Origin of the sequence: Micromonospora sp. NPDC049900 (genome assembly GCF_044461025.1) — a bacterium.
Taxonomy (GTDB): domain Bacteria; phylum Actinomycetota; class Actinomycetes; order Mycobacteriales; family Micromonosporaceae; genus Micromonospora.
Genome location: NZ_JBITKM010000002.1, coordinates 507347 through 526293, shown reverse-complemented (window position 1 = coordinate 526293; position 18947 = coordinate 507347). Strand labels below are relative to the sequence as shown.

Here is an 18947-nt window from a genome sequence, read left to right as displayed (position 1 = left end):
GACGTGCGGCTGACCGACTTCTGGACGCGGCTGGAGGAGGCGTTCGGCCCCGGTTACGCGGCCAGCATCGCCCGTGACCAGGTGCTGGCGCAGCTCGGCGGGCGGACCGTCGAGCAGGCGCTCGCGGCCGGTACGGAGACGCACGTGGTGTGGCGCGCGGTGGTCGCCGCCTATCCGGACCGGGTGCCCGCCCGGCTACGCTGAGCAGCCGATTCGTTACTTCCGCGTGTCCCTTGCCGACTCGTACACCTGTTCGGCTATTGTCCACAGCGGGGCGCTCGTCCACAGATCACGGCCCGTCGGCTGGTTTTCTGTCGGACCCAGCGCCTAGCGTGTCCCGCGTGACGCGAAGCTCAGGAAAGACGCCGGCGAAGGCAGGGGTGGCAACGATGGCGGCAGGGCCGGACCGGGAGAAGGCACTCGACCTTGCTCTCGCTCAGATCGATAAACAGTTCGGCAAGGGCTCGGTGATGCGGCTGGGGGAGCGGCCGGTCATCCAGACCGCGGTGATCCCCACCAGCTCCATCGCCCTCGACGTTGCGCTCGGTGTCGGCGGCCTGCCCCGGGGCCGGGTCGTCGAGATCTACGGCCCGGAGAGCAGCGGTAAGACCACGGTCGCCCTGCACGCGGTGGCCAACGCCCAGCGGGCCGGCGGCATCGCCGCGTTCATCGACGCCGAGCACGCGCTCGACCCGGAGTACGCCAAGGCCCTCGGTGTCGACACCGACGCCCTGCTGGTCTCCCAGCCGGACACCGGCGAGCAGGCGCTGGAGATCGCGGACATGCTGGTCCGCTCCGGCGCCATCGACATCATCGTGATCGACTCGGTCGCCGCGCTGGTGCCGCGCGCCGAGATCGAGGGCGAGATGGGCGACAGCCACGTCGGTCTACAGGCCCGGTTGATGAGCCAGGCGCTGCGGAAGATCACCGGTGTGCTCAACAACACCGGCACCACCGCGATCTTCATCAACCAGCTCCGCGAGAAGATCGGCGTCATGTTCGGGTGCATGTCGTACTCGACCCGGGTCACCCTGGCCGACGGCACCCAGGAGAAGATCGGCAAGATCGTCAACCAGCGGATGGACGTCGAGGTCCTCTCCTACGACCCGGAGACCGACCGGGTCGAGCCGAAGCGGATCGTCAACTGGTTCAACAACGGTCCGGCCGAGCAGTTCCTCCAGTTCACCGTCGCCAAGTCCGGCGGCAACGGGCGGGCGCAGTTCGCCGCTACCGCCAACCACCTGATCCGCACTCCCGGTGGCTGGCGCGAGGCGGGCGAGGTGATCGCCGGTGACCGGGTGATGTTGGCCGAGGCGCGGCGCCTCAGTGAGCAGCAGTGGCAGGTGGTGCTCGGTTCGCTGATGGGCGACGGCGCTCTCTCGCCGAACCGCCGGGACCGCTCCGGTGTCCGTTTCCGCCTCGGTCACGGCGCACAGCAGGTCGACTACCTCGACTGGAAGGTCTCGCTGCTCGACAACATCGGGCACTCCCGCCGCAGCGACTCCCGAGGCGCGGCCTTCGTCGACTTCACGCCGCTGCCGGAGCTGGACGAACTGCGTCGGGCCGTCTACCTGGGTGACGGTAAGAAGCACCTGAGTTGGGACTACCTCAAGGCGCTGACCCCGCTCGCCCTCGCGGTGTGGTACATGGACGACGGCTGCTTCACGGTCCGGTCCAGGGGTGCGCAGACGCGCACGGCCGGCGGTTCCGGCCGGATCGAGATCTGCGTCGAGGCGATGGCGGAGGGCAGCCGCGACCGGCTGGTCGAGCACCTGCGTGACGCGTACGGCATGGACGTGAAGCTGGTCTCCCGTGGGGCGCGGCAGACGGCGTCGATCATCTTCACCACCGAGTCGTCGGCGAGGTTCCAGGAGCTGGTCGCTCCGTACGTGCCGGTGGCGATGGAGTCGAAGCTGCTGCCGCGTTTCCGTGGCCGGTACGCCGTCGAGCCGCAGTTCGTCGCGGAGGAGCTTACGCCGGTCCCCGCCCGGGTCATCGACGTCCGGGTCAAGCCCAAGGCCCGCTCCATGAACCGGTTCGACATCGAGGTGGAGGGCAACCACAACTACTTCGTCGACGGGGTCATGGTGCACAACAGCCCCGAGACGACGACGGGTGGTCGGGCGCTGAAGTTCTACGCCTCGGTCCGGCTCGACGTGCGTCGCATCGAGAGCCTCAAGGACGGCACCGACGTGGTCGGTAACCGCACCCGGGTCAAGGTCGTCAAGAACAAGGTGGCCGCGCCGTTCAAGCAGGCCGAGTTCGACATCATGTACGGCAAGGGCATCTCCCGTGAGGGTTCGCTGATCGACGTCGGCGTCGAGCAGGCGATCATCCGTAAGTCCGGCGCCTGGTACACCTACGACGGTGACCAGCTCGGCCAGGGCAAGGAGAAGGCCCGCGAGTTCCTCCGGGAGAACCCGGACGTGGCCGCCGAGATCGAGAAGAAGATCCTGGAGAAGCTCGGTGTCGGGGCCGGCGTGGGCGATGCCGCCGGTGGCCCGGAGCTGCCGCCGGTCGACTTCTGATCTGACTCATGGCTGGACGACGCGGGCGTACGGGGCGGGGCTGGGATGCCAGTCCGCCTCGTACGGCCGATGGCACCCCTCGCCCCCGCCGAGGTCGCCGCGCCGCCGGGTCCGGCCCGGCCGCCGGTCCGCCCGACGACGGGACGGGCTCCGGCACGCCGTCGACCGACGGGGCGGCGGGTGGTCGAAGAGCGGGTCCACCCCGGGACGAGGCCGAGGTGGCACGGGAGATCTGCCTGCGGCAGCTCGCGGTGCGTCCGCGCACCCGTGCCGAGTTGGCCACCGCGCTGGCCCGACGGGGCATCTCCGAGGAGACCGCTGTCGGGGTCCTCGATCGGTACGACGAGGTCGGCATCATCGACGACGCCGCGTTCGCCCGGGCCTGGGTGAGCAGCCGGCACGCCGGCCGAGGGCTGGCCCGTCGGGCGCTCGCCAACGAGCTGCGTCGACGTGGCGTGGACGGTGACACCGCCAGCGAGGCGCTGGACGAGTTGGATGAGACCACCGAGGCGGAGACCGCGCGGGCCCTGGTCGAGCGGAAGCTGCGGACGGCTCGGGGTGAGCCGGATGCGGTGTTCCGGCGGCTGGTCGGCATGTTGGCCCGCAAGGGCTATCCACCGGGCGTGGCGATCCGCGCGGTGAAGGACGCCCTGGCGGCGCAGAGCGCCGAGGCGGCCGAGTTCGCCGAGCACCTCGACGCGGACGCCCTGATCGACGCCGAGGGGGACGCGGCGGGCGGTTCGGGCGACTGACCGGAGGCCGGTCCGTTCACCGGTGGCGTTTGTCCGCTGAAGTCCGACTCTGCGGTGGCGCAGAGTGACTGCACAACTTCTCTCCGTCCGGGTGGTTTGATCATGACTTCTTGACCGGAGAGCGTTGGAGTCCTAGCCTCGCCATAAAGGCTCACATTGCCCGACCGGCGCAGGCTAAGCGCACAACATAGATCTCGTAACAGAACAGCATCACTTTGGCCGGTTCGCCGGCTGCATACGTCGAGCACGGACAGGCCGGTCCGGGTCGACGGGACAACTGCACCCGGCCCGCCGACGGTCCAGCGACCGGTCGGCGGAGGAAGCCATCCCACGGCCAGGCGCTCCGGTCGGGCGTCCAGAGCCGTAGGAGCGTGCCCACCGGCATGCTGCCTGCGGCGCGACGTTCAGGGGAGGCGCGCCATGTCGAGGCGGTACGGGTCCATCGGGTGGCCGACATGAGCGGGGGGACTGGTGCACCCGCTGCGGCGGGTGCGGAGGCCACCGACGACGGTGAGCAGAGTTCAGGGTCGCCGGGAGAGCACCCGGCGGCGCCGTTGCGCCGCACCGTGACGACCGGTGCCGCAGCCCGGGGAGCCGCCGTATGAGGGGCCTGGACGTGGTGCTCCTGGTCGCCGTCCTGCTGCTGACCGTGGTGGTGCTCGGCGCGGCCTTCCTCGGGCTGCGGGTGCTGCGCGGCATGCAGTCCCGCCCGGCGCCCGAGGACCCCGCGTACATCGCGGAGAAGGACCGTCAGGAGCAGTCGCTGGCGGCGTTGCGGTCCGCCGCCGACGAGGTGAACAGCACCATCGACGTGGCCAAGTCGGCGGCGTCCGCGGCGCGCGCCGAGGCGGCGGGAGCCAAGGCGGAGGCGAAGTCGGCCCGGGCGGAGGCCCGCCGGGTGCTCGACGACGCCCGCGCCGAGGCGGACGCCGTGCTGGAACGGGCACACAAGCAGGCCGAGGCGGACGCCGAACAGTTACGCACGGCGGCCCGGCGCAGCGGTGAGCGGGAGGTGGCGGTGCTCGCCGCGACCACCCGGGAGCAGGCCGCCGAGGTCGAGCGGCGGGCCACCCGGATGGACGAGCGGGAGCGGCTGCACACCGAGGAGGTGGAACGGCTCGCCGAGCGGGAACGTCAGCTCACCGCCGCGAACGCGGCGTTGGCGACGCGGGAGGCGGCGCTGGCCGTCCGGGAGGCGGAGCTGGCCGAGGCGGAGAACCAGCGGCGCCGGGAGTTGGAGCGGGTGGCCGGACTGACCGCCGACGCGGCCCGTACCGAGTTGGTCGAGGCGATCGAGACCCAGGCCAAGCGGGAGGCGGCGCTGCTGGTGCGGGACATCGAGTCCGACGCCCGGTCCACGGCCGAGCAGCGGGCCCGGCACATCGTGGTCGACGCGATCCAACGGGTGGCCAGCGAACAGACCGCGGAGAGCGTGGTCAGTGTGCTGCACCTGCCGGGCGACGAGATGAAGGGCCGGATCATCGGTCGGGAGGGCCGCAACATCCGGGCCTTCGAGTCGGTCACCGGCGTCAACCTGATCATCGACGACACCCCTGAGGCGGTGCTGCTGTCCTGCTTCGACCCGGTACGCCGGGAGGTGGGTCGGCTGACGCTGGAGAAGCTGGTGCTCGACGGGCGGATCCATCCGCACCGGATCGAGGAGGTGCACGACCTGGCCCGCCAGGAGGTGGACCAGCTCTGCCGACGGGCCGCCGAGGACGCCCTGGTCGAGGTCGGGATCACCGAGATCCACGACGAGCTGGTCACGCTGCTGGGACGGCTGCGTTACCGCACCTCGTACGGGCAGAACGTGCTCAAGCACCTGGTGGAGACCGCGCACATCGCCGGGGTGATGGCCGCCGAGCTGCGTCTGGACGTGCCGCTGATCAAGCGGTCGGCGTTTCTGCACGACATCGGCAAGGCGCTCACCCACGAGGTGGAGGGCAGCCACGCCATCATCGGCGCCGACGTGGCCCGCAAGTACGGCGAGAGCGAGGACGTGGTGCACGCCATCGAGGCGCACCACAACGAGGTGCCGCCGCAGACCGTCGAGGCGGTGCTCACCCAGGCTTCCGACGCCTGTTCCGGGGGACGGCCGGGGGCCCGGCGGGAGAGCCTGGAGGCGTACGTGAAGCGACTGGAGCGGATCGAGGAGATCGCCGCCGGCAAGCACGGCGTGGAGAAGGTCTTCGCGATGCAGGCGGGCCGGGAGATCCGGGTGATGGTCAAGCCGGACGACGTCGACGACATCGGCGCGGCGGTGCTGGCCCGCGACGTGGCCAAGCAGGTCGAGGAGGAGTTGACCTACCCGGGGCAGATCCGGGTGACGGTGGTCCGCGAGTCCCGGGTCACCGAGATCGCCCGCTGACGCCGATGGCCGGTCGGTGGCTTCTCGCCTCCGACCGGCCATCCGGTTGGGGTGTTGCGTCCTGATCGAGGTCAGGTGGTGGTGCCCGCCACCGCCTCGGTCTCCTGAGGGGTGGCCGATCCCGTCATGGGGGCGGCCTGCGTCGGCTCCGGCTTCTTGATCGTCCGACGGCCCTGGGCGAGGCGCCGCTGGGCGTACTCGGCGAGCTTCGACAGCAGGTAGTTGACGGCGATGTAGATGACACCGACGACGAAGTACACCTGGATCGGGTTGTCCAGCACCTGGATGATGAAGCTGCTCTTCCGGAGCACCTCCTCGTAGCTGATGATGAAGCCGAGCGAGGTGTCCTTGAAGACCACGACGAGCTGGCTGATCAGCGCCGGGAGCATGATCCGGAACGCCTGCGGCAGCAGGATCATCCGGGTCGCCTGGAACGAGGTCAGACCGATCGCGTCGGCCGCCTCGCGCTGGCCGCCGGGCAGGCCCTCCATGCCGGAGCGGAGGATCTCACCGATGACCACACCGTTGTAGATGGTCAGGCCGATCACCAGATACCACAGGATGCTGCCCAGGTCCACGCCGAGCACCGGCAGGCCGCTGGCGCAGAAGAAGATCGTGATGACGACCGGCAGTCCCCGGAACACCTCGACGAAGAACTTGGTCACGCCGTTGAGCACCCAGCTCAGCCCGCGTACGACCAGGGCCACCGGCGGCGCCAGGGTGGTGAAGCGACGGCGCATCAGCGCCTTGAGCTGCACCCGCAGGATGGCGAGCAGGGTACCGAAGATCAGCGAGCTGACGATGGCCAGCGCGGCGGCGATCAGCGTGGCCCGGAAGCCCTGGCCGAGCTGGGTCCACACCTGGCCGAAGACCTCGTTGCTCGGGTCGACCAGCGGTCCCCACTTCTCCATCGCGAACTGCTCACGCTCGTCGAGCGGCCGGTAGATGAGGAAGTAGGCACCGGCGACGGCCGCGACGGCGGCGAGCACACTGGAGATGATGGTGATCCGGCGGGCGCGCGGACCGGGGGCGTCGTAGAGGACGGACATCGTCTGGTTGCTCATCGGGCCACCGCCTGACGGCGCTCGATCCGGTCCAGCATCAGGCCGAGGGGGACCGTGAGGATCAGGTAGCCCAGGCTGATGCCGATGAAGACGGGGATGATCGGCAGGCCACCCACGCTGGTGAGCGCCTGGCCACTGGCGGAGAGGTCTCCGGCGACGCCGAAGAAGCCGGCCAGCGCCGAATTCTTGATCATGGCGATCAGCACGCTGCCGAGCGGCACGATCGCTCCTTTCCATGCCTGGGGCAGGACGACGAAGCGCAGGTTCTGCGTGAAGGTCAGCCCGATGGCCCGAGCCGCCTCGGCCTGGCCGCTCGACACGCCGTTGACGCCGCTGCGGACCGCCTCGGCCACGAAGGCGGCCGTGTAGACGCTCAGCGCGATGAACGCGAACCGGAAGTACGGGAGGTCGGTGCCCATACGCTGGAAGACCGCGTCGAGCCCCGGGATCCGGAGGAAGTCGGCGTTGGACCCGAGTGCCGGGAGACCGAACGCCGCGAAGAACATGACAATCGTCAGTGGACAGTTGCGCAGCACCGTGACATACGCTCCGCCGAGCCACCGCAGTGGCGGCACCGGCGAGATCCGCATGACGGCCACGAGGACGCCGAGGATCAACGCCCCCGTGGCCGACAGGATGCAGAGCTGAAGAGTGACAAAGAATCCACTGCGAAAGACGTCGAAATTGTCGACGAGGACGTTCACGAAATCACCCTTCAGCTAAGGGATCAGTAGCGGTCGACGGTCGGGATCTTCGGGTCGGTCGAGTCGACCTTGCCCGCGGTGTCCTTCCAGGCCTTCAGGTAACGGCCGTCGGCGAAGGACGCCTCCAGGGTGTCGTTCAGGAAGGTGCGGAAGTCGTTGTCGCCCTTCTTGAGGCCGATGCCGTACGGCTCCTCGGTGAAGGGCTCACCGGCGAGCTTGAACTGGCCCTCGTTCTGCGACATGTAGCCGGTCAGGATCACGTTGTCCGTGGTGATCGCGTCCACCTGGCCGCCCTTGAGGGCGTCGAGGCACTTGGTGTACACGTCGAAGACGACGAGCTGCTCGGCGACGTTGCTCAGGTACGGCTCGATGTTCTTGGCCGGGGTCGAACCCTGCACCGAGCAGATCTTCTTGGTGGTGGTCTTGAACGAGTCGGGGCCGGTGATCTCGTTCTCGTCGGCCCGGACCAGGATCGTCTGGCCGGCGATGTAGTACGGCCCGGCGAAGTCGATCCGCTCCTTGCGGGTGTCGTTGATCGTGTAGGTCGCGATCACCAGGTCGACCGCCGACTCCTCGATCCGCTGCTCGCGGACCGCGGACGGGGTCTCGACCCACTCGATCTTGCTCTCCGGGATGCCCAGCTCGGCGGCGATGACCTTGCCGATCTCGACGTCGAAGCCCTGCGGGTCGCCGTCGAGGCCCTTGAGGCCGAACAGCGGCTGGTCGAACTTGGTGCCGATCTTGATGGACTGTGCCTTGTTGAGGCGCTCCATCGTGCTGCCGGCGGCGAAGTCCTTGGTCTCGCCGGCGGCGTCGTCGGCGTCGTCACCGCCACAGGCGGTCATGCCGAGGGCGAGGGTGGCTGCCGCGGCAAACGCCGCTATGCGCTTAATACGCACTTTTCATCTCCTTCTGCGACAAAGCTCCGCCGCCGGGGGGACGGCGTGCTCCTATTCGGTCGGAACTAGTGAGTGAGGATCTTGGAGAGGAAGTCCTTGGCCCGGTCGGTCTTCGGGCTGGCGAAGAACTCGTTCGGGGTGGACTCCTCGACCAGCTTTCCGTCGGCCATGAAGATGACCCGGTTGGCGGCGTGCCGGGCGAAGCCCATCTCGTGGGTCACCACGACCATGGTCATGCCGTCCCGGGCCAGCGAGGTCATCACCTCCAGCACCTCGCCGACCATCTCCGGGTCGAGTGCGCTGGTGGGCTCGTCGAAGAGCATCGCCTTGGGCTGCATGGCCAGCGCCCGGGCGATCGCCACGCGCTGCTGCTGACCGCCGGAGAGCTGGGCCGGGTACTTGTCGGCCTGGTTGGCGATGCCCACCCGGTCGAGCAGGGCCAGACCCCGCTCGCGGGCCGCCGCCGGCTTCTCCTTGCGCACCTTGACCGGGCCAAGGGTGACGTTCTCGAGGATCGTCTTGTGCGCGAAGAGGTTGAAGGACTGGAACACCATCCCGACCTCGCTGCGCAGCTTCGCCAGGGCCTTGCCCTCGGCCGGCAGCGTCTGGCCGTCGAACGTGATGGTGCCGGAGTTGATCGGCTCAAGTCGGTTGATCGTGCGGCACAGGGTCGACTTGCCGGAGCCGGACGGGCCGATCACTACGACCACCTCACCCCGGTTCACCGACACCGAGACGTCGTCCAGTACATGCAACGGCCCGAACCACTTGTTGACCGAGTCCAGCACGATGAGCGGTTCGCCCGTCGTCACGTCGTCCACCGTCCCCCTCATTGCTTTGAGGGCCGGATGACCCTCGGTTAGCGGCCACTGTAGGCGGGGCGACATGTCGGTAGACAACTCAGTTGGTCACGGAGCGGTAACACCGACCCGGATCCTGACCTGAAGTCCGAGTTTGCCGGTCAGCGATGGTGCTCACGCGCAGTGACGGAGATCATGGGCTGATGACTGAACGGACACGGCTGACGAGGTACGCCCGCGGCGGCGGATGCGCCTGCAAGATCCCACCCGGCGAGCTGGAGGAGATGGTGGCCGGGCTCGGTCCCGCCGCCGGCGCGGCCGACCTGCTGGTCGGGCTCGATCACGGGGACGACGCGGCAGTGGTCCGGCTGGACGAGCGGACCGGCGTGGTGACCACCGCCGACTTCTTCACGCCGGTGGTGGACGACGCGTACGACTGGGGTCGGATCGCCGCCACCAACGCGCTCTCCGACGTGTACGCGATGGGCGGCACCCCGTTGGTGGCGCTGAACCTGCTCTGCTGGCCCCGTGACGTACTGCCGCTGGAGTTGGCGCGCGAGGTGCTGCGCGGCGGCCGGGACGTGGCCCGGGAGGCCGAGTGTCACCTGGCCGGCGGCCACAGCGTCGACGACGACGGCCCCAAGTACGGGTTGGCCGTCACCGGTCTGGTCCGGCCGGAGGAACTGATCACCCTCGACGGCGGGCGGGCCGGGCTGCCGCTCTCGCTGACCAAACCGCTCGGCGTCGGCGTGCTCAACACCCGGCACAAGAACACCGGGGAGAGCTTCCCCGAGGCGGTCGCCGCGATGACCACCCTCAACCGGGAGGCGGCTCGGGCGGCGGTGGCGGCCGGTGTGCGCTGCGGCACCGACGTGACCGGATTCGGTCTGCTCGGCCACGCGTCGAAACTGGCCCGGGCCAGTGAACTGACCGTGGTGATCGACGTCGCCCGGGTGCCCTATTTGACCGGCGCCGTCGAGGCGGTGCGGGACGGGTACGTCAGCGGTGGCTCCCGCCGAAACCTCGAATGGGTCACCCCGTGGACCGACTTCGGCGCCGTCGGTGAGGCCGAGCGACTGCTGTTGGCCGACGCGCAGACCTCGGGTGGCCTGCTGGTGGCCGGTGAGGTGCCGGGTGCTCCGGTGATCGGCGAACTGCGGCCCCGCAGCGAACACCGCATCGTGCTGCGCTGACCCGCGTCGTGGCCCTGCTGGAGGCGGCCGGCGCGCGGGACGATGCCTCGGCGAGCCGCTGCGTGGGAGCGCGGACCATACCCGATAAACTGTCACCTTCCCGCTACCCGCAGCGATGTGGTGTCGGGAAATTTTGCCCAGAATGGTCACAGACCGGTAACTTGCCCCCGGCTTGGGGCAAATGCCCCCCACCATCGTCAGTAAGGCCCGATCCGGAGGCCGGTGGAACGAGCACAGCGAGGAGGCGGCGTGACCGAGCTGTGGAACTGGAGAATCGACCAGGTACGACCGGTGGAGGTCTACCCGGCACTGGCCGAGGCACTCGGTCGGGTGGTGATGCCCCTGGCCGTGGCCGATCCGGCCCGTCTGCCAACGTACGCGGTGATCTGCGACGTGTGGCAGGCACCGGGGGAGTTCGCCACGATCGTGGACTGTTACGGCGTACCCGACGGGTTGCCCGAGCTGCCCAGCGTCGCGGCGCTGGCCCGGCTGCTCGACCGCAACTGCCTGCTGCGCGACGACACGCTCGACGAGACCCGGCACCTGCTGGTCGCACCCGACGGAAGTATCCGCCCGGTGCACTTCGACGTGCGGGAGACCGACGACGGTGAGGTGCTCAGCGAGCGTCGCCTCTGCACCGAGGCCGACGCGCGCTGTCGGGGCTGGTCCCGGTGCCGGGGGTCGCGGTGGACCCCGGACTCGGTGAACCCCGCCCTAGCCGCCGCCTGAGGTGCAAGGAAGGGCCCCCTGTTAACGCCTCGTGCAGAGCACGGGCACCCTCTTAACGCGGCACGCCCCCCCAGCCGGCTCACAGCGGTACGCCGCCTGCCGGCTCGGCGACGGGACGAGCCGCGGACGCGAGGTTGCAGGTTAACAGGGGGCCCTTGCTCTACCGCAGGCGTTAGTAAGGTGCCCTTCCTTTCACCACGGCCGGCCACGAGGTGCGGCGTCAGCTCGGGCGGGCACCACGGACCACGAGTTCGTCGAGCAGGGTGCGGGTGGCGGCGGCGACCGCGGCCACCGCGGCGTCGAACGCGGCGGCGTTGTGCGCCGCCGGGGCCCGGAATCCGGAGATCTTCCGGACGTACTGCAACGCCGCTGCCTCCACGTCCGCGTCGGTGACCTGTGGGGTGTACGGCTCACGCAGGGTCTTGATGCTTCGGCACACGGCTCCTCCTCGTTCCGACCCTTCCACGGGTCCGGCTACGCTTTGCACGTCATGACTACCGCAGCGGCGGGCGGCCCGCGCACCTACCAGGTGCGCACCTACGGCTGCCAGATGAACGTGCACGACTCCGAGCGCATTTCCGGCCTGCTCGAGCAGGCGGGCTACGTCCGCGCGGGCGAGGCCGACGACAACCCGGACGTGGTGGTGTTCAACACCTGCGCGGTCCGCGAGAACGCCGACAACCGACTGTACGGCAACCTCGGGCACCTGCGACCGGTCAAGGACCGGCACCCGGGGATGCAGATCGCAGTCGGCGGCTGCCTGGCCCAGAAGGACCGCGGCGACATCGTCCGCAAGGCGCCCTGGGTCGACGTGGTCTTCGGCACCCACAACATCGGCTCGCTGCCGGTGCTGCTGGAGCGGGCCCGGCACAACACGGCCGCCGAGGTGGAGATCCTCGAAGCCCTCGACGTGTTTCCGTCGACGCTGCCGACCCGCCGCGAGTCCACGTACGCCGGGTGGGTGTCGATCTCGGTGGGGTGCAACAACACCTGCACCTTCTGCATCGTGCCGTCGCTGCGGGGCCGGGAGAAGGACCGCCGGCCCGGCGACATCCTCAGCGAGGTCCGCGCGCTCGTCGACGAGGGCGTGCTGGAGGTGACGCTGCTCGGGCAGAACGTCAACTCGTACGGCGTGGAGTTCGGCGACCGGTACGCCTTCGGCAAGCTGCTGCGCGCCTGCGGCGAGATCGACGGGCTGGAGCGGGTCCGGTTCACCAGCCCGCACCCGAAGGACTTCACCGACGACGTGATCGCCGCGATGGCCGAGACGCCGAACGTCTGCCACGCGCTGCACATGCCGTTGCAGTCCGGCTCCGACGAGGTGCTGCGGGCGATGCGCCGGTCGTACCGGTCGGACAAGTACCTGGGCATCATCGAGAAGGTCCGCGCCGCCATGCCGGACGCGGCGATCACCACGGACATCATCGTCGGGTTCCCCGGCGAGACCGAGGCGGACTTCGCGCGCACGCTGGACGTGGTCCGCGAGGCGCGGTTCTCCTCCGCCTTCACGTTCCAGTACTCCAAGCGCCCCGGCACGCCCGCCGCGACCATGGACGGCCAACTGCCCAAGCAGGTCGTGCAGGAGCGGTACGAGCGGTTGATCGCCTGCGTGGAGGAGATCACCTGGGCGGAGAACCGCAAGCTGGTCGGTGAGACCGTCGAGGTGCTGGTCGCCGTCGGGGAGGGCCGCAAGGACGAGCGCACCGGCCGGATGTCCGGCCGGGCCCGCGACGGCCGCCTGGTGCACTTCGCGACCGGTGCGGTCGAGCCGGGTTCGATCCGGCCGGGCGACATCGTGCACACCGCGATCACCTACGCCGCCCCGCACCACCTCAACGCGGACGGGGAGCCGCTGTCGCACCGGCGTACCCGGGCCGGTGACGCGGCCGAGGCGGGTCGCTCGCCGCGTACCCCCGGGGTGTTGCTCGGGTTGCCGTCGGTCGGCGCGCCGGCCGTGGTGCCCGCGCCGACGAGCGGCTGCGCCGTCGCGACCTGAGAGCCGGTCGGGGCCCGGCGTGCCGCGCCCCGACCGGCCCGCGCGGTCAGACCGAGATCCGTCCGGCGCCCGCGCCGCCCGTCACGATCGACTTGACGTTGCTCGGCGTGTCCAGGGTGTACGCGTACGGGATTCCGGCCACGCTGCCGCCACTCTGTCCGCTGCCCGAGTTGACGAAGTGGTTGTTGCGGGCCACCAGTGAGCCGGGGCCGGAGTCGCCCTCACCCCGGTGGAACGGGTCGGGAGTGTTCTCGAAGTAGTTGCCCTCGACCAGCACACCGGCGTTCATCGTGGACGCCACGCCGTAGCCGCGCACGTTGCTGTAGAAGTTGTTGTAGACGTGCACCGGGTTGCCGAAGCGGACCCGGGGGTTGCGCTGGTTGCTGCCGTCGAACCAGTTGTGGTGGTACGACACCCGCAGCCTGCCGACGTCCTGACCGGCGTTGTCGTCGCTGTGCCCGAGCAGCATGGTCTTGTCGTGGCTGAACACCCGGTTCCACGACACGGTGATGAAGTCGGAGCCGCGCTTGATGTCGACCGCGCCGTCGTAGCCGGCGCTGAAGGTGTTGTGGTCGACCCAGATGTTGGTGGCCGACTGCTCGATGTTGATCGCGTCGTCGCCCCAGTTGCGGAACGTCAGGTTCCGGATGATCACGTTGCGGTCACCGTTGATGGTGAAGCCGCACCCGACGATCGTCGCGCCCGCGTTGCCGAGGATGGTCTTGTTGGACCGGACCCGCAGCATGCCCGAGCAGTTGATGGTGCCGGAGACCCGGATCACCGCCGCGCTGCTGGAGCCGAGCGCGCTGGTCAGCGCCGAGGCGGTGGTCACCGTGGTGGTGCCGGCGCTGCCACCGCCGCTGGTGCCGCCGTTCTGGGTGGCCCAGCCGACCAGTCCCGTCTGCGGGCCGGGGTTCGGCGGGGGAGTGGTGCCACCACCGAGCCGGACCAACTGCCACCGTTGGTTGGCGCCGTCGATGTCGGCGTACTGCGAGACGATCCCACCGTCGGCGGTGGACCACTGCCACACTTCGAGGGCCTTGTTGCTGTGCCGGCTGATGAACCGGACGTCGCCGTTGGCGGAGTCCGCGAGCCGGAAGTGCTGCTTGGTGTCGCTGCTCGCGGTGACCTGGGTGACCTGTACGCCGTCGTTCGAGTTGGGGATGCTGACGACCTTGCCGGAGTGCCGGTTCCGGAGCTGGTAGTAGCCGCTGCCCACGTCGACGAACTGGAACTGCTGGTTGTTGCCGTCGGCGCGGGTGAACTGCCGGATCTCGCCGCCGTCGGCGGTGGACCAGTTCCACAGGTCCATCGCCTTGCCGCTGTTGCGGTTCACGAACACGTAGTACGCACTGGTGTCGACGGTCGCCGCCGTGGCGGGGGCGGCCGTCACCGCGACGAGCGCCGTGGGCAGCGCGACCGCCGTGGCGGCCAGCGCCGCGAGTCGCCGGGTCAGGCGACGCGTGACGAATGCAAGCACGGAGATTTCTCCTCATCCTCGGGTACGCGGAACGGGCCGGACGACGCGTGGTGTTCGCGGACCGACTGTCGCTGCCCGGACGCGTCCGCGATGCGGCCCGCCACGATCGGGTGCCGGTGGTGCGTCCCGTGGCGTCGGCCTCGATGCGTCATCCGGTCGGCAGGGGGTACGCTCCGGCGCCGGTGACTGCCCTGCCCAGGGGCGGCGGTGCCGGGGTGTTCGCGGAGTGCGGCCTGCCGTCGGACGGAGTGGGTCGGAGTGGCTCGGCGTGTCTGGCCCCGGAGGGCAAACGCTTTCCCCAGGTAACCATAGAATCGGCTCGATGTAAATGTCGTACGTTCACATCGTGCTGACCAGGGGTTTCGGCGACGGAAAAACCCCGGCTCCCATACGGGAACCGGGGTCGTCCGGGGTGCGCTCAGCCAGCCTGTTCGGCCAACTGGAGGAACTGCCGCTTCGAGGCGAGCGCCTGCTCGGCCTCCTTGATCCGTCGGGCGTCGCCGGCCGCCTGGGCACGGGCCAGCCGCTCCTCGGCCTCGGCCACCTGGGACCGCATCTGGGCCAGCAGCGGGTTGTCCTCTCGGGTGGTCCGGCGCCAGGCCGAGTCCATCACCTCGCGGACCTTCTCGTCGATGGTCCGCAGCCGGCGCTCCAGCCCGGCCGCCGCCTCCCGGGGAACCCGTCCGGCCTCGTGCCACTGTGCCTGGATGTCGCGCAGCTTGGCCTGCGCGCCCTTCGGGTCGCCCTCGACGTCGAGCGCCTCGGCCTCGGCGAGCAGCGCCTGCTTGCGCTCCAGGTTGGCGCGCTGCTCGTTGTCCCGTGCCGAGAAGACCTCACTGCGCCGGGTGAAGAAGGCGTCCTGCGCGGCGCGGAACCTCTCCCAGAGCCGCTGCTCGGCCTCCTTGGAGGCGCGCGGGGCGGCCTTCCACTGGTTCATCAGCTCCTTGAGCTGGTTGGCCGTGGACGCCCACTCACTGGAGTCCTTGATCTTCTCGGCCTCGGCGACCAGTTCCTCCTTGACCGTCTGCGCCTGCTTGCGCTGCGCGTCCAGGGAGGCGAAGTGGGCGCCCCGGCGGCGGGTGAAACCGTCCCGGGCGGCGGCGAACCGCTTCCACAGCTCGCCGTCGGTCTTCTTGTCGACCCCCCGGATGGTCTTCCACTCGTCGAGGATCTCCTTGAGCCGGTCGCCGGCGGTCTTCCAGCCGGTCGACTCGGCGGCCAGCTTCTCGGCCTCCTCGACGAGCGCGGTCTTGCGCGCCAGAGCCTCGGTCCGGGCGGCCTCCTTGGCGGCCCGCGCCTCGCCGGCCTTCTCCTCGGCCACCGTGGCGAGCTTGTCGAGCCGGGCGGCAAGGGCGTCGATGTCGCCGACCACGTGTGCCTCGGCCAACGAGGCACGGATGCGCCGGATCGTGCTCAGCGAATGGTTGGCGTCCGCCGCGCCGGAGTTGAGCCGCGCCTCGGTCAGATCCACCTCGGTCACCAGGTCGGCGAAGCGGCGCGCGAAGTGCGCCAACCCCTCCTCGGGTGCTCCCGCCTGCCAGGATCCGACCACCCGCTCGCCCTCGGCGGTCTTGACGTAAACGGTGCCGTCCGCGTCCACCCGTCCGAAGGCAGTCCAGTCGCTCATGTGCCCATCCTCGATCTCCCGGTGCCCAGGGAGCAGCCTCCCGGGCCCGCCACGGCGCAGTCAAAGTTCTCCGGGCATTGTCACAGGTCCGCCCCGGTCCGCGTCGAGCGCCTATCGCCGACCGTGACCATACGGTGTCCTAGCCCTCTGTCGTCACCGTCCGAACCGGCGTGCCGCTTTTCGCCGAACGGCGTACGACCGAGGGGCCCGCCGGCCGGTGCTCGGCGCCACCTGCCCGGCCGCCCGATACGGTTGCCGGGTGCCACTGGTCGCCGCCGCCGTCTGCCCCCACCCACCGCTGCTGGTCCCCGAGGTGGCCGGTGCCGCCGCGCCCGAACTGGACGACCTCCGCGCCGCCTGTGACGCCGCCGTCGCCCGGCTGCTCGACTCGGGCGCGCACGACGTGCTGGTGGTCGGGGCCGCCGAGCGCACCGCCGCGCTCGATCCGCCGTTCCAGGGCAGCTTCGCGCCCTGGGGCCTGCCGCTGGAGGTACGCCTCGGCGACCTCCCCGGTGACCGGCCCGGCACCGACCGCCTACCACTCGGCCTGCTCGTCGGTGCCTGGCTGCTGAATCGTCACCCGTCGCCCGCGTCCGGCGACGCGCTGAACCGTCACCCGTCGCCCGCGTCCGGTGGCGCGACGTGGCGCATGTCGACCGTGGCGGCGGACGCGTCGGTCGGAGCGTGTGCCGACCTCGGTGCCCGTCTCGTGTCCGGCCGACCCTGGGCGCTGCTGGTGATGGGGGACGGGTCGGCCTGCCGGGGCGAGAAGGCGCCCGGCTACGCCGACCCGCGCGCCGAGGCGTACGACGAGACGGTCGCCGAAGCCCTCGCCGACGCGGACGTCGACGCGCTGCTCGGCCTGGACCCCGTCCGGTCGGCGCAGCTCCGGGTCGCCGGGCGGGCGCCCTGGCAGGTGCTCGCCGGTGCGGCGCGGGCCAGCGGCGGCGACTGGCACGGCGAACTGCGGCACCACAGCGCCCCCTACGGCGTGGCCTACCTGGTGGCGAACTGGGAGCGGGCATGAGCGCCCCGGGCACGGTGGTCGCGGTGGTCGGGCCGACCGCGGCGGGCAAGTCGGCGCTGAGCATCGCGCTGGCGCACGCGCTCGGCGGTGAGGTCGTCAACGCCGACTCGATGCAGCTCTACCGGGGCCTGGACATCGGCACCGCGAAGCTCACCGTCGCCGAACGCGAGGGCGTGCCGCACCACCTGCTGGACCTCTGGGAGGTGACCGAACCGGCCAGCGTCGCGGAGTACCAACGACTGGCCCGCGCGGCGATCGACGACATCCTGGCCCGGGGCCGGGTGCCGCTGCTGGTCGGCGGCTCCGGACTGTACGTGCGGGCGGTGCTGGAGCGGTTCGAGTTCCCCGGCACCGACCCGGCGCTGCGCGAACGCCTGGAGGGCGAGCTGGCCGCCGTCGGCCCGGCACCGCTGTACGCGCGGCTGCGCGCGGCCGACCCGGTGGCAGCCGACGGCATCCTGCCCGGCAACGGCCGGCGGATCGTCCGGGCGCTGGAGGTCATCGAGCTGACCGGTCGGCCCTTCACCGCCGCCCTGCCGGAACCGACGCCTTACTACCCGGCCGTCCAGCTCGGCGTCGACCTGGACACGGCCCGGCTCGACGAGCGCATCGCCCTGCGGGTGGACCGGATGTGGGCCGACGGCCTGGTCGCCGAGACCCGCGAGCTGGTCGGCCACGGCCTGGCGCAGGGGCGTACGGCCAGCCGGGCGCTCGGCTACCAGCAGGTACTGCGCTTCCTCGCCGGTGAGCTGACCGAGACCGAGGCACACGACGAGACGATCCGGGCCACCCGACGTTTCGTCCGCCGCCAACGGTCCTGGTTCCGCCGCGATCCGCGCGTACGCTGGCTCGACTCGGCCGATCCGGCACTGATCGAGGCCGCCCTCGGAGCGGCCCGCTCCGCTGCGCCATGATGGAAGGCGTGGAGTTCACCAAGGGACACGGCACCGCCAACGACTTCGTGATCCTGCCCGACCCGGACGGCGCGCTCGATCTGACGCCCGACCTGGTGGCGACGATCTGCGACCGGCGACGCGGCCTCGGCGGGGACGGCGTGCTGCGCGTGGTCCGTGCCGCCAAGCACCCCGACGGCGTGGCCCTGGCCGGCGAGGCCGAGTGGTTCATGGACTACTGGAACTCCGACGGCTCCTTCGCCGAGATGTGCGGCAACGGCACGCGGGTCTTCGTCCGGTACCTGCTGGAGAACGGGCTGGCCACCCCGGGCGACGGCGACCTGCCGGTGGCCACCCGCGCCGGCATCGTGCACGCCCGGGTCGACGGCGACACCGTCGCCGTCCAGATGCGGCGTCCCCGGTTGTACGCCGCCTCGACCGCAGCCCTGGGCGGGCTGGCCCTGCCCGGCACGGCGGTGGACGTCGGCAATCCGCATCTGGTCTGCCCGCTGCCCGCCGGCCTGGACCTCGCCGGCCTGGACCTGACCCGGGCGCCCCACGTCGACGAGGAGCTCTTCCCGCACGGGGTGAACGTCGAGTTCACCGCTGCCGGTGAGGGCGCCGCCGACGGTGACCCGCACGTGCTGATGCGCGTCTACGAGCGCGGCTCGGCCGAGACGCTGTCCTGCGGCACCGGCGCGTGCGCGGTCGCCGCCGTCGCTCTGCACGACGTCGGGCGGGAGACCGGCACGGTCGCGGTCGACGTGCCCGGCGGCCGTCTCACGGTGACCGTCGAGGAGGACTCCTGCTGGCTCTCCGGCCCCGCAGTCCTGGTGGCCACCGGCACCCTCACCCTCACCTGACCACTCCCGGCACCGCGCCCCCGC

18 protein-coding genes and 2 pseudogenes are annotated in these 18947 nt (G+C 70.5%); 13 read left to right on the top strand and 7 right to left on the bottom strand.

Features of this window, described 5'->3' with window-relative positions:
• The first annotated feature begins 3 nt into the window (after positions 1-3).
• From ACIBMZ_RS06865 to rny, 7 genes and pseudogenes are all read left to right on the top strand, one after another.
• Positions 4-204 (top strand): DUF3046 domain-containing protein, encoded by a 201-nt coding sequence (locus ACIBMZ_RS06865; RefSeq protein ID WP_396691622.1) that lies wholly within the window; start codon positions 4-6, stop codon positions 202-204.
• A 185-nt stretch (positions 205-389) separates the two neighbouring features.
• Positions 390-1241: pseudogene (gene recA, locus ACIBMZ_RS06860) on the top strand (recombinase RecA); the annotation flags it as partial.
• 60 nt (positions 1242-1301) lie between these two features.
• A pseudogene (locus tag ACIBMZ_RS06855) lies at positions 1302-1856 on the top strand (LAGLIDADG endonuclease); the annotation flags it as partial.
• Positions 1857-2027: 171 nt separating this feature from the next.
• Complete coding sequence (locus ACIBMZ_RS06850) at positions 2028-2528, top strand: hypothetical protein (RefSeq protein WP_396691894.1); 501 nt, start codon at positions 2028-2030, stop codon at positions 2526-2528.
• Between the two features lie 8 nt (positions 2529-2536).
• Positions 2537-3280 (top strand): regulatory protein RecX, encoded by a 744-nt coding sequence (locus ACIBMZ_RS06845; RefSeq protein WP_396691621.1) that lies wholly within the window; start codon positions 2537-2539, stop codon positions 3278-3280.
• Between the two features lie 455 nt (positions 3281-3735).
• The gene (locus ACIBMZ_RS06840; protein ID WP_396691620.1) at positions 3736-3885 is read left to right on the top strand and encodes a hypothetical protein; all 150 of its coding nucleotides are present in this window, start codon (positions 3736-3738) and stop codon (positions 3883-3885) included.
• The gene (gene rny / locus ACIBMZ_RS06835) at positions 3882-5648 is read left to right on the top strand and encodes a ribonuclease Y (protein WP_396691619.1); all 1767 of its coding nucleotides are present in this window, start codon (positions 3882-3884) and stop codon (positions 5646-5648) included. Before ACIBMZ_RS06840 ends, rny begins: the two co-directional genes overlap by 4 nt.
• Positions 5649-5719: 71 nt before the next feature.
• On the opposite strand, the gene ACIBMZ_RS06830 is transcribed toward rny, so the two are convergent.
• The 4 genes from ACIBMZ_RS06830 to ACIBMZ_RS06815 form a co-directional block, all read right to left on the bottom strand.
• A complete protein-coding gene (locus tag ACIBMZ_RS06830) occupies positions 5720-6712 on the bottom strand; it encodes an amino acid ABC transporter permease (RefSeq protein ID WP_396691618.1) in 993 nt (330 codons plus the stop codon).
• Positions 6709-7416, bottom strand: coding sequence for an amino acid ABC transporter permease (locus ACIBMZ_RS06825; protein ID WP_396691617.1), 708 nt, complete (start codon positions 7414-7416; stop codon positions 6709-6711). Before ACIBMZ_RS06825 ends, ACIBMZ_RS06830 begins: the two co-directional genes overlap by 4 nt.
• Positions 7417-7439: 23 nt before the next feature.
• Positions 7440-8315 (bottom strand): glutamate ABC transporter substrate-binding protein, encoded by an 876-nt coding sequence (locus ACIBMZ_RS06820; RefSeq protein ID WP_396691616.1) that lies wholly within the window; start codon positions 8313-8315, stop codon positions 7440-7442.
• Positions 8316-8380: 65 nt separating this feature from the next.
• Positions 8381-9148 carry an amino acid ABC transporter ATP-binding protein gene (locus ACIBMZ_RS06815; protein WP_162854365.1) on the bottom strand — a complete coding sequence of 256 codons (768 nt, stop codon included), beginning with the start codon at positions 9146-9148 and terminating at the stop codon, positions 8381-8383.
• Between the two features lie 170 nt (positions 9149-9318).
• Between ACIBMZ_RS06815 and selD the strand changes: the two genes are divergently transcribed.
• The gene (gene selD / locus ACIBMZ_RS06810) at positions 9319-10308 is read left to right on the top strand and encodes a selenide, water dikinase SelD (protein ID WP_396691615.1); all 990 of its coding nucleotides are present in this window, start codon (positions 9319-9321) and stop codon (positions 10306-10308) included.
• A 249-nt stretch (positions 10309-10557) separates the two neighbouring features.
• Entirely contained in the window at positions 10558-11037 is a 480-nt protein-coding gene (locus tag ACIBMZ_RS06805) for a hypothetical protein (protein WP_396691614.1), read from the top strand.
• A gap of 220 nt (positions 11038-11257) precedes the next feature.
• Here the strand turns inward: ACIBMZ_RS06805 and ACIBMZ_RS06800 are convergent, their stop codons facing one another.
• Positions 11258-11476, bottom strand: a complete 219-nt coding sequence (locus ACIBMZ_RS06800) for a DUF2277 family protein (RefSeq protein WP_117226614.1) — start codon at positions 11474-11476, stop codon at positions 11258-11260.
• Between the two features lie 51 nt (positions 11477-11527).
• Here ACIBMZ_RS06800 and miaB point away from each other — a divergent pair, with 51 nt between their 5' ends.
• Positions 11528-13033, top strand: a complete 1506-nt coding sequence (gene miaB / locus ACIBMZ_RS06795; RefSeq protein WP_396691613.1) for a tRNA (N6-isopentenyl adenosine(37)-C2)-methylthiotransferase MiaB — start codon at positions 11528-11530, stop codon at positions 13031-13033.
• A gap of 46 nt (positions 13034-13079) precedes the next feature.
• On the opposite strand, the gene ACIBMZ_RS06790 is transcribed toward miaB, so the two are convergent.
• Together ACIBMZ_RS06790 and ACIBMZ_RS06785 are read right to left on the bottom strand one after the other, a co-directional pair.
• Complete coding sequence (locus ACIBMZ_RS06790) at positions 13080-14513, bottom strand: RICIN domain-containing protein (RefSeq protein WP_396691612.1); 1434 nt, start codon at positions 14511-14513, stop codon at positions 13080-13082.
• 418 nt (positions 14514-14931) lie between these two features.
• A complete protein-coding gene (locus ACIBMZ_RS06785) occupies positions 14932-16140 on the bottom strand; it encodes a DUF349 domain-containing protein (RefSeq protein ID WP_396691611.1) in 1209 nt (402 codons plus the stop codon).
• Between the two features lie 259 nt (positions 16141-16399).
• Between ACIBMZ_RS06785 and ACIBMZ_RS06780 the strand changes: the two genes are divergently transcribed.
• Genes ACIBMZ_RS06780 through dapF form a run of 3 tightly spaced genes read left to right on the top strand, consistent with a single transcriptional unit; the run spans position 16400 to position 18923 of the window.
• Positions 16400-17167 carry a class III extradiol dioxygenase subunit B-like domain-containing protein gene (locus ACIBMZ_RS06780; protein WP_396691610.1) on the top strand — a complete coding sequence of 256 codons (768 nt, stop codon included), beginning with the start codon at positions 16400-16402 and terminating at the stop codon, positions 17165-17167.
• Positions 17050-18081: a tRNA (adenosine(37)-N6)-dimethylallyltransferase MiaA gene (gene miaA / locus ACIBMZ_RS06775; RefSeq protein ID WP_396691893.1), complete on the top strand. Its 1032-nt coding sequence runs from the start codon at positions 17050-17052 to the stop codon at positions 18079-18081. The genes ACIBMZ_RS06780 and miaA overlap by 118 nt, the downstream gene beginning before the upstream one ends.
• Positions 18082-18089: 8 nt before the next feature.
• Positions 18090-18923, top strand: a complete 834-nt coding sequence (dapF, locus tag ACIBMZ_RS06770; protein ID WP_396691609.1) for a diaminopimelate epimerase — start codon at positions 18090-18092, stop codon at positions 18921-18923.
• The last annotated feature ends 24 nt before the right edge of the window (positions 18924-18947 follow it).

Coding starts and splice junctions, on each gene's coding strand:
- ACIBMZ_RS06845 (WP_396691621.1), top strand. CDS start 2,537: ATGGCTGGACGACGCGGGCGTACGGGGCGGGGCTGGGATGCCAGTCCG.
- ACIBMZ_RS06785 (WP_396691611.1), bottom strand. CDS start 16,140: ATGAGCGACTGGACTGCCTTCGGACGGGTGGACGCGGACGGCACCGTT.
- rny (WP_396691619.1), top strand. CDS start 3,882: ATGAGGGGCCTGGACGTGGTGCTCCTGGTCGCCGTCCTGCTGCTGACC.
- selD (WP_396691615.1), top strand. CDS start 9,319: ATGACTGAACGGACACGGCTGACGAGGTACGCCCGCGGCGGCGGATGC.
- ACIBMZ_RS06850 (WP_396691894.1), top strand. CDS start 2,028: ATGAACCGGTTCGACATCGAGGTGGAGGGCAACCACAACTACTTCGTC.
- ACIBMZ_RS06830 (WP_396691618.1), bottom strand. CDS start 6,712: ATGAGCAACCAGACGATGTCCGTCCTCTACGACGCCCCCGGTCCGCGC.
- ACIBMZ_RS06815 (WP_162854365.1), bottom strand. CDS start 9,148: ATGAGGGGGACGGTGGACGACGTGACGACGGGCGAACCGCTCATCGTG.
- miaB (WP_396691613.1), top strand. CDS start 11,528: ATGACTACCGCAGCGGCGGGCGGCCCGCGCACCTACCAGGTGCGCACC.
- ACIBMZ_RS06840 (WP_396691620.1), top strand. CDS start 3,736: ATGAGCGGGGGGACTGGTGCACCCGCTGCGGCGGGTGCGGAGGCCACC.